The sequence below is a fragment of the Mycobacterium sp. genome (assembly GCF_049585075.1).
In the GTDB taxonomy this organism is placed as follows: domain Bacteria; phylum Actinomycetota; class Actinomycetes; order Mycobacteriales; family Mycobacteriaceae; genus Mycobacterium.
The window spans coordinates 1-9,609 of record NZ_JBAUZA010000245.1; the positions used below are offsets into that span (position 1 = coordinate 1).

The following is a 9,609-nucleotide window of genomic DNA, read 5'->3' on the forward strand; positions in this document are numbered from 1 at the left end:
GCGTCACGGCTGGCGCGGGGATCGGAGCGGGATTGGGCCGGGGCGGCAACACCGGCTCTGCCGACGCCGTGGGGCAGGCGAAACCCAGCACACCCACGACGCCGACGGCTAGACCCGCGACAGCTACCCGCCAGCTACGGGCAATCTGCATCATGAGAGTTCGGTCCTTCCCTCATCGCTTCACCGGCGATGCATGAGTCGGACTGTAACCAGGCAGAAGTGGGCGCCACCAGCCGCAGAAAGGATCGGAATCGACCTGGAATACACCTGGGATAAACCCCTGATCGGTCCGCAACGCAACCGAGACAAACCTGTCAGCGACGGGCCCGCCGCAGCCACCCTTATAACCTGTTGGACGTGACCGACTCCCCAACGGCCGCGACCGGCACCCCTCCCGGTGCCGATCCAGCTGCCGATGCAGACGCCGATGCGCCGCGGTACCGATACACCGCGGAGCTGGCTGGCCGCGTCGAACAGGCCTGGCAGGAGTTCTGGCACCGGATGGGGACCTTCAACGTGCCCAACCCGGTCGGGTCGCTGGCACCGACGGATGGTTCAGCCGTGCCCGACGACAAGATGTTCGTGCAGGACATGTTCCCGTATCCGTCGGGGGAGGGTCTGCACGTCGGTCACCCGCTGGGTTACATCGCCACCGACGTCTATGCTCGCTACTTTCGGATGCTCGGCCGTAATGTGCTGCACGCGTTGGGCTTCGACGCCTTCGGTCTGCCCGCCGAGCAATACGCGGTGCAGACGGGCACCCACCCGCGGACCCGGACCGAGGCCAACGTCGTCAATTTTCGGCGACAGTTAGGCCGGTTGGGCTTCGGTCACGACAGCCGGCGAAGCTTTTCCACCACCGACGCCGAGTTCTACAAATGGACACAGTGGATCTTCCTGCAGATCTACAACGCGTGGTTTGACACCGACGCGAACAAAGCCCGACCGATCGCGGAGCTGATTTCCGCATTCGATTCCGGTGCAAGGCAATTGGATGACGGCCGGCAGTGGGTGAAGCTGTCGGCAGCGCAGCGCGCCGACGTGATCGACGCCCACCGCCTGGTCTACCGGGCGGATTCGATGGTGAACTGGTGTCCAGGTCTGGGCACTGTGCTGGCGAATGAAGAGGTCACCGCTGACGGCCGAAGCGATCGCGGCAACTTCCCGGTATTCCGGAAGCGGTTGCGGCAGTGGATGATGCGGATCACCGCGTACTCCGACAGGTTGCTCGACGATCTCGACGTCTTGGACTGGCCGGACAAGGTCAAGACCATGCAGCGCAACTGGATCGGCCGCTCGACCGGCGCCGCCGCACTGTTCTCGGCACGCACAACCGACGGCCAGACGGTGGACTTGGAGGTGTTCACCACCCGACCGGACACTCTCTTCGGTGCCACCTATATGGTGCTCGCCCCCGAGCACGACCTGGTGGACCGGCTGGCCGCCGCCGAGTGGCCGGCCGGGGTGGATCCGCGGTGGACCTTCGAAGGCGCCACACCAGCTGAGGCTGTCGCCGCGTACCGGCAGACCATCGCGGCGAAGTCCGACCTGGAGCGCCAGGAAAACAAAACCAAGACCGGGGTCTTCCTGGGCAGCTACGCGGTCAACCCGGCCAACGGCGAGCAGGTGCCGATCTTCATCGCCGACTACGTGCTGGCCGGCTACGGGACCGGGGCGATCATGGCCGTTCCCGGCCACGACCAGCGCGACTGGGAGTTCGCCCACGAGTTCGGCTTGCCAATCGTCGAAGTCATTGCCGGCGGCGATATTTCGGTGGCCGCCTACGCCGGCGACGGCGTGTTGGTCAACTCGGGTTACCTGAACGGAATGGACGTAACGGCGGCCAAGACAGCCATCACCGCGAGGTTGGAGTCCGACGGCCGAGGCCGGGCGCGTATCGAATACAAGCTGCGCGACTGGCTTTTCGCGCGGCAACGCTATTGGGGCGAACCCTTCCCGATCGTTTACGACAGCGACGGTCGTCCCCACGCATTGGGCGAGGCCGCGTTGCCCGTCGAACTGCCCGACGTCCCGGATTACTCGCCAGTGCTGTTCGATCCCGACGACGCCGACAGCGTTCCCGAGCCGCCGCTGGCGAAGGCCACCGACTGGGTACACGTGGAGCTGGACCTCGGCGACGGGTCGAAGCCTTACACCCGCGACACCAATGTCATGCCGCAGTGGGCCGGCAGCTCCTGGTACGAGCTGCGCTACACCGACCCGCACAACTCAGAACGGTTCTGCGCCAAGGAGAATGAAGCCTACTGGATGGGCCCGAGGCCGGCCGAGCACGGCCCCGACGATCCAGGCGGTGTCGACCTATACGTCGGAGGTGCTGAACACGCGGTGCTGCACCTGCTGTATTCGCGGTTCTGGCACAAGGTGCTTTACGACCTGGGTCACGTCACCTCCCGCGAGCCCTACCGCAGGCTTATCAACCAGGGCTACATCCAAGCGTTCGCCTACACCGATGTTCGCGGCGCCTATGTGCCGGCCGCAGAGGTTGTCGAACGTGATGGGGGGTTCGTCTACCCCGGGCCCGACGGGGAGATCGAAGTCTTTCAGGAATTCGGCAAAATCGGTAAGAGCCTGAAGAATTCGGTCTCGCCGGACGAGATGTGCGACGACTACGGCGCCGACACGCTGCGGGTGTATGAGATGTCGATGGGCCCGTTGGAAGCCTCACGTCCGTGGGCCACCAAGGACGTCGTCGGGGCGCACCGCTTCCTGCAGCGGGTGTGGCGACTGGTAATCGACGAGCAGACCGGCGATATCCGGGTGATCGATGATGCGGATCTCGATATCGACACGCTGCGGCTGCTGCATCGCACCATCGCGGGTGTCTCCGAAGACTATGCGGCACTGCGCAATAACACCGCGGTGGCCAAGCTGATCGAGTACACCAACCACCTCACCAAGCTGCATCGCGATTCGGTGCCGCGCGCAGCGGCCGAGCCGTTAGTGCTGATGTTGGCGCCGTTGGCGCCGCATCTGGCCGAGGAGTTGTGGCAGCGGTTGGGCCACCCGACCTCCCTTGCGCACGGGCCGTTCCCTGTGGCCGAGCCGGCCTACCTGGTCGAGGACACCGTGGAGTATCCGGTGCAGGTCAACGGGAAAGTGCGCGGGCGGATTACGGTGCCCGCCAACGCCGATGCCGACACGGTGGAAGGCGCTGCGCTCGCCGACGAGAAAGTGCAGGCGTTTTTGGCGGGCGCCACACCGAAGAAGGTGATCGTGGTCCCCCGACGACTGGTCAACTTGGTCATCTAGCGCGTCAGCGGGGCCGGAGCACCACCTCGTGAAGGTGACCGTCGGGTGGGGTGGCCACTGCGTGGGCGACCACCTCGGCAACGGTGTCCGGGCGCAGGAACTGGTCGGCGTCGTATTCGCCGCCCTCGAACGACACCAATTCACGCTGCATGTCGGTGTCGGTGCGACCAGGATAGACGGTGGTGACCCGCAGCGACGGCTCGCCTTGTCGCATTGAGTCGGCGAACGCGCGCAGCGCGAACTTGCTCGCCGAGTACGAGGCCATCCCCAGCGAGGCCTTGCGCCCTGAGCCGGAGTTGATGAAGACCACCTGACCTCCGGTGCGCCGCAGGGCAGGCAACAATGCGAGTGTAAGTGCCACCGCGCCAATGACATTCACCTCGAAAGTGGTGCGCCACTCGTCGACGCTGGATTCGCCGACCTGTCCGGGGAACGACACCCCGGCGTTGTGGATCAGCACGTCGAGCTCGCCGATGGAGCTGGTGACGTCGGGGATCGCATCGGTGTCGGTCAGGTCCAGCGGCAATGTCGTGGCGCCGAGTCGTTCGGCAGTGGCTTGCAGCGCAGCTGAAGGCCTTCCGGCCAACAGCAGGGTGTGCGTCGGCGCCAGGGCGGTGGCGATGGCGGCGCCAATCCCCCGGCTGGCACCGGTGATAAGCGCGGTCCGCATGCCTGCCAGCCTAGGGGCGATCGCAAGCGCGGCGGATGCCGGGCGCTAGGCCTGTTCGCGGGCAGCCTGTGCCGCCGCCGGGCTAGCCACCGGCTCGCTGGCCGCCAACCGCTCCAGCGGCGCGAGCGCCTTGGTCAGCGTCTCCAAGTCGGGTTCGCTGAGCTGGCTGAGTAGCGCTGCCAAGGCACCGATCCGGTTGGTCAGCGACTCGCGGTGAACGGCTAACCCCCGCGGGGTGATGTCGACCAGAACTGCGCGCAGGTCCGACGGGTCGCGCGAACGCTTCACCAGGCCGATCTTCTCCAACCGGCGGATCGCCACGGTGGTGGTGGGCGTCCGGACGCGTTCGTGCGCGGCGAGATCGGTCATCCGGATCGGACCGCGGTCGAGCAAAGTGACCAGGATCGACAGCTGGGCCAGCGTCAACTCGCCGGCTGTTGCTGCGCCGGCACTGTGATCGCCGCGGCGCAGAATGGAAAAGAGTTTCGATAGCGTGCGGTGAAGACCCTCAGCCAACTCGGTGAGCTCTGGCACCGTGGCCTCGCGTTCCGCCATAGTTCGCCAGTCTAACCTGTCTGGAAGTTTGCCGACCGAAAAAGCGGTTTTGCTGTCAAAGTACTTGGGACAAGAAGCGCTGCAACCGCTCGGTTTTTGCCGCCTCGAAAATCTGGTCCGGCGGCCCGGTTTCCACCACCTGACCGTGGTCCATGAATACGACGGTGTCGGAGGTCGACCTGGCAAAACCCATTTCGTGGGTGACGACGAGCATTGTCATGCCGTCGGCGCCCAGATCCGCAATCAGCGCCAAAATGCCCTTGACCAGTTCGGGATCCAGCGCCGAAGTCGCCTCGTCGAAGAGCATCACAAGCGGTGCCATCGCCAGCGCCCGGGCGATCGCAACTCTTTGCTGCTGCCCACCCGACAACGTGCCCGGGCGGCTACCGGCCTTGTGTTTCATACCCACCCGGTCCAGCTGAGCCAGCGCCAACTCGCGGGCCTCGTCGGCATGCAGGCCCTTGAGCTTGCGCGGCGCCATCATGACGTTGTCCAGCACGCTGCGATGCGGAAAGAGATTGAAATGCTGGAACACCATGCCAATCCGCTGCCGCAGCCGATCCGGATCGTCGCCTAGCACCGACCGCCCGTCGAGCAGGATGTCGCCGCGGTCGGGCTCGTGTAACCGGTTCAAAACCCGCAGCAGTGTCGACTTGCCGGAGCCCGACGGGCCGATCACGGCCACCGTGCGGCCGGCCGGCGCCTCGATGTCAACCCCGCGCAGCACCGCATTTCTACCGAAAGACAGGTGAATGTCTTTGGCTGCCAACGACACTGGCTGCGGCGCAACACGGTCCGTCACGTCATCTCCTGGCTGGTCATCGTGGAGATCCGGTCCAGCGGGTCCTCCGGTTCGCCCGCAGCCCGGCCGTGGCGAAGTCGGCGGTCGACGAAGTTCACCAGATGGGTCAGCGGGATGGTCAAGATCAGGTAGAAGATTCCCGCCGCCACCAACGGCGAAAGGCTGCCGGTCTGCGCGTTGAAGTCCCGGCCAACCTGGAACAGCTCTCGTTGGCCGGCGATGAGCCCGAGGAAGTACACCAACGCCGAGCCCTTCAACAGCGCGATGAACTGGTTGACCAACGCGGGCAGCACCCGCCGGATGCCCTGCGGTATCACCACTAGCTGCATCGAGGCGCGGTAGCTCAGTCCCAGTGCGCGGGAGGCTTCCAGCTGTCCGGCCTCGACGCTTTGGATGCCGGAGCGGAAGATCTCGCCCATGTATGCGGCCGCCGTCAACCCCAGCGCGGCGATGCCGAGCGGGTAGGGATTGTTGTGGGTCAGCCCGCCGACGATCGGCCCGATGCCCAGCCCGATCAGCAAAATGATCAGCACCTCGGGCAGGCCGCGGAAAATGTCGGTGTACGCCCGGGCCGGCCAACGCAGCCAGCGGGCACGCGATATACCGGCGACGGCCAGCGCAATGCCGACCGCCAACCCGATAAGGCTGGAGCTGACGGTCAGGATCAGCGTGTTGGGCAGCCCGGTCTTCACCAGCACCGGGATGGCCTGCTTGTAGAGGTCCCAGTCGAAGAACGAGTCCCGCAGCTGGGCCAGCGTCGATTTCGGTGGGGCGGCCTCGTCGATCGCACGATGATGCCGCTCGGCGATCGCCGCGAAATCCGGCAGGTGCGGCGTCAACGCCGACTTCGATCCCGGGTGCCAGCCTCGCGGCAACGGCCGCGGTACCCAGTCGGTGTACAGCCGCGCCCAGGTGCCGTCGGCGATCACCGCGTCCAGCCCGGCGTTCAGCGCGTTGATCAGCGGCTGGTTGTCCTTGGCCACCGCATAGGCCACGTAGTTACCCAGGCCGAACGTGTAGCCGGCGATGACCGCGGTGTCGCCTGGTCGCATCACGTTGGTCGCCTCCATCGCCGGCGCTACCCACGCGTCGACCTGATGGGTCTTCACGCTGGTGTACACGGTGGTGAAGTCGGGGAACTTCACCGGCTCCAGATGCAGGGTGTCGACTACGTAGGCCTCTTCGACGGTGCCCTGCACGACGCCGATCCGCTGCCCGGGGCCCAGGTCGTCGAACCCGTCGATAGCCGAACCGGACGGCACGATCAGCGACAGGTAACCGAAGTCGTAGCCGTTGGTGAATCCGACTGTGCGACGGCGCGCTTCGGTGGCCATGATCGACGACGAGCCGACGTCGAAGCGCCGCGACGCGACCTGGGCGAGTAGCCCGAAGAAGTCGGTACCGGCGAAGACGACGTGTAACCCCAGCTTGGCGGCGATCGCCCGCAGCAGTTCGTTGTCATAACCGGTGAAGCGCCCCGCGCTGTCCAGGCAGCTGGTTGGGGGACCCCCCGGTTGGGTGCCGACGGTCAGCGTTCGGGGCGTATGCAGGCCCAGCGCGTCAATGTTCACCGAACTCAGCGGCTCGACGTCGGGGGTTGTGTACTTGTCTTCCTGGGGCCGGTTGGCGGTGGCCAGCTTCCGCGGCAGGGCGATCGCGCCGTCTGCTCCCGTCGGCTTGCACAGGTTGGTGTCGGCGGCGGCCGGCGGGGCCAATCCCAGGCTGCCGGTCAGCAGGATCGTGGCGATCAGCGCAAGCAGCTTCCCGGCATTGACGTTCATACCGGCGAACGTACCGCCGGTTAGAACGCGGCCGCGGACCTACCCGACGGTGAAAGCACGCGCCGCCGAACCAGTTCGGTCACCATGACTTCGGCCATCAATTCAGCGCAGCCGCTGCATGCGGCCCGGGCGCCTTCGGGGTCGCGGTGCCGGATCGCCGACGTCTCGTCCTCGTAGAACGGCAACATCTCGGCGACGACGCTCGGATAGCTCAGCAAGAACGCGGGCGGAATCAGACCCTGCGAAGCGCGGATCGCCGCGCGCAGTCGCGGTCCGGCGTACTCATCGTCGATGGCGCGCCGATACTCACGTGCGGCTCGCTGGAAGGCGCGGGGTTCCTTGCAGTTGCGCAGCGTGCGCAATATGACGTCGAGCTGTCCGAGGATGTGCGCCGTGGGGTTCGCCGCGGCGCGCGCCGACGCGATGCCGTTCAGCACGCCGTGCAACTCGTAGTGCTCGAGGATGGAATCCTCGTCGAAGCGCTCGACGAACGCGCCGCGGTGATAGCGAGTCGACACCAGCCCGTCGTGTTCTAGCTGCACGATCGCTTCTTGAATGGGCACGCGGCTGATGCCCAATTCCTTGGCGATTTCATTCCGGTCGACGCGGTCGCCCGTGCGCAGCTTGCCCGTCAACACCTGGTTGAGGATGTGCGCGACAACCTGGTCCTTCTCTTTGGCCCCGTAAGTCTTCGGCATCTTGGGCACCTACCGGCGATCACGCCAACGGCACAACGTCTCGGCGCCGGTTAGGTCGTAGTCCGGGCCGGAGGCGCCGATGGTCAGCAAGCTCACGCCGAGCTCGGTCAGCTCCTCGGCCTCGGCGATCAATCGCTTGGCATCCGCGCCGCCGGTCTCGCCACCCACGGCAGCCGACCGTTCGATGCCGGCCGGATCACGCGCGACGGCGGTGCAGTGGTCGGCCAGCACCTTCGACTTGGCCGGGTAGTCGGCCGCGTTGGTGAAGCTGTGCCAGATGTCGGCGTGCTCGGCGACCAGCCGCAAGGTCTTTTTCTCACCCCCGCCGCCGATCAGTATCGGAATGTCGCGGGTGGGCGCCGGATTGAGCTTGGGCAACCGGGACTTGATCCGCGGCAGCGCAGCGGCCAGGTCATCCAGGCGGCTGCCCGCGGTGCCGAACTCGTAGCCGTACTGGTCGTAATCCTTGCGTTTCCAGCCCGAGCCGATACCCAAGATGAGGCGCCCGTCGGCGATGTGGTCGACGGTGCGGGCCATGTCGGCCAGCAGCTCCGGGTTGCGGTAGGAGTTGCAGCTGACCAGGGCGCCGATCTCGATGCGCGACGTCTGCTCGGCCCACGCGGCGAGCATCGTCCAGCATTCGAAGTGTGTGCCGTTCGGATCGCCGTAAAGCGGAAAGAAGTGATCCCAGTTGAATGCGACGTCGACGCCGATGTCCTCGCAGCGGCGGACGGCATCACGGATGGTTTGGTAATGCGGGGCGTGCTGCGGCTGAAGCTGTACGGCGATACGAACGGGCGAGATCATATGGCCACCGTAAGCACCTACCCGTCGAGCACTCCGCGCAGGATCTCAATCAGCGCGCGAGGTTGGTCGCTTTGCACCGAATGTCCGGAATTTTCGACGACGTGCACACCCTGAAACGCCTGCGCGCGCTGCCCGAGCTCGGCGGTGTCCTCGTCGGTGACGAAGCCCGAGCTGCCGGCGCGTACCAGCGTGATGGGCGCGGACAACCCGGCGACGTCGCCCCACAGGCTGTCGAAGTCGGGGATCTCTCGGATGGTGTCGTAGCGCCACGTCCAGCGACCGTCATCAAGCTGGCGCGAGTTGTGAAATACCCCGCGGCGCAACGATTTCGGATCGCGATGTGGTGCCGCGGCGGTGGTCAGCTCCAGCATGGCCGCAAAGCTGGGAAACTCCCGCTCGCCTTGCACCAGCGCCACCGTGCCGAGCTGTTCCTTCGTCATCTCGGAGTATCGCTGTAAGGCGGACGGCGTGACGTCGACTAGGACGAGTTCACGCACGAACTGCGGTGCGACCGCGCCCAACCCGATTGCGGTGAGCCCGCCCAGCGACATGCCGACAACGAGGTCGGCATGCGGCGCGAACGCGCTCAGCACCGGGGCCAAGGCGGCGGCGTTGTGTTGCGGCGAATAGTTGCCGTCCTCACGCCACGCCGAATGCCCATGCCCGGGCAGGTCCACCGCTAAGGCCGGCTGCCCCAAACCGACGATCACGGTGTCCCAGGTGTGCGCGTTCTGCCCGCCGCCGTGCAAGAAGATGATCCGCGGCGAGGAGTCACCCCATTGCAGCGCGCTGATCGATCCGGCGTCGATCCGCTGCACGTGCGGCAAAGGTCCTGTGACGCCAGCCTGCTCGGCATTTTCGCGCAGCAGCGCGAACTCGGAGAGTCCAACCAGTTCGTCGCCGGAGATGTCGGTCACGAGGCCTGACTCTACGACCAATGCCAAGTCACTTCAGTAACAAGAAGTAAGCGTGTGAGGTTTTGCCCGCCTCACAGCGACAATCGTCAGTGACGCCGATGGGATGGCC

At 65.8% G+C, this 9,609-nt stretch carries 8 protein-coding genes; 1 reads left to right on the forward strand and 7 read right to left on the reverse strand.

Annotated features, from left to right (window positions below; genetic code table 11):
• Positions 1-357 precede the first annotated feature (357 nt).
• Positions 358-3,270: a leucine--tRNA ligase gene (leuS, locus tag WB785_RS11685; RefSeq protein WP_424079299.1), complete on the forward strand. Its 2,913-nt coding sequence runs from the start codon at positions 358-360 to the stop codon at positions 3,268-3,270.
• A 4-nt stretch (positions 3,271-3,274) separates the two neighbouring features.
• Here leuS and WB785_RS11690 read toward each other — a convergent pair whose 3' ends face one another.
• From WB785_RS11690 to WB785_RS11720, 7 genes are read right to left on the reverse strand one after another with little or no spacing between them, the layout of a single operon-like run.
• Positions 3,275-3,940 (reverse strand): SDR family oxidoreductase, encoded by a 666-nt coding sequence (locus WB785_RS11690; RefSeq protein ID WP_424079301.1) that lies wholly within the window; start codon positions 3,938-3,940, stop codon positions 3,275-3,277.
• Between the two features lie 45 nt (positions 3,941-3,985).
• Positions 3,986-4,495 (reverse strand): MarR family winged helix-turn-helix transcriptional regulator, encoded by a 510-nt coding sequence (locus tag WB785_RS11695; RefSeq protein WP_424079303.1) that lies wholly within the window; start codon positions 4,493-4,495, stop codon positions 3,986-3,988.
• A gap of 55 nt (positions 4,496-4,550) precedes the next feature.
• A complete protein-coding gene (locus WB785_RS11700; RefSeq protein WP_424079304.1) occupies positions 4,551-5,297 on the reverse strand; it encodes an amino acid ABC transporter ATP-binding protein in 747 nt (248 codons plus the stop codon).
• A complete protein-coding gene (locus WB785_RS11705) occupies positions 5,294-7,078 on the reverse strand; it encodes an ABC transporter substrate-binding protein/permease (RefSeq protein WP_424079306.1) in 1,785 nt (594 codons plus the stop codon). The genes WB785_RS11700 and WB785_RS11705 overlap by 4 nt, the downstream gene beginning before the upstream one ends.
• Positions 7,079-7,098: 20 nt before the next feature.
• Positions 7,099-7,776 carry a GntR family transcriptional regulator gene (locus WB785_RS11710; RefSeq protein WP_424079308.1) on the reverse strand — a complete coding sequence of 226 codons (678 nt, stop codon included), beginning with the start codon at positions 7,774-7,776 and terminating at the stop codon, positions 7,099-7,101.
• A gap of 9 nt (positions 7,777-7,785) precedes the next feature.
• Complete coding sequence (locus tag WB785_RS11715) at positions 7,786-8,583, reverse strand: LLM class F420-dependent oxidoreductase (protein ID WP_424079310.1); 798 nt, start codon at positions 8,581-8,583, stop codon at positions 7,786-7,788.
• Positions 8,584-8,600: 17 nt separating this feature from the next.
• Positions 8,601-9,500 carry an alpha/beta fold hydrolase gene (locus tag WB785_RS11720; RefSeq protein WP_424079311.1) on the reverse strand — a complete coding sequence of 300 codons (900 nt, stop codon included), beginning with the start codon at positions 9,498-9,500 and terminating at the stop codon, positions 8,601-8,603.
• Between the last annotated feature and the right edge of the window lie 109 nt (positions 9,501-9,609).

Bases quoted from the DNA above. Each gene is read 5' to 3' on its own strand.
- WB785_RS11705 (WP_424079306.1), bottom strand. From the start codon at position 7,078: ATGAACGTCAATGCCGGGAAGCTGCTTGCGCTGATCGCCACGATCCTG.
- WB785_RS11715 (WP_424079310.1), bottom strand. From the start codon at position 8,583: ATGATCTCGCCCGTTCGTATCGCCGTACAGCTTCAGCCGCAGCACGCC.
- WB785_RS11710 (WP_424079308.1), bottom strand. From the start codon at position 7,776: ATGCCGAAGACTTACGGGGCCAAAGAGAAGGACCAGGTTGTCGCGCAC.
- WB785_RS11695 (WP_424079303.1), bottom strand. From the start codon at position 4,495: ATGGCGGAACGCGAGGCCACGGTGCCAGAGCTCACCGAGTTGGCTGAG.
- WB785_RS11690 (WP_424079301.1), bottom strand. From the start codon at position 3,940: ATGCGGACCGCGCTTATCACCGGTGCCAGCCGGGGGATTGGCGCCGCC.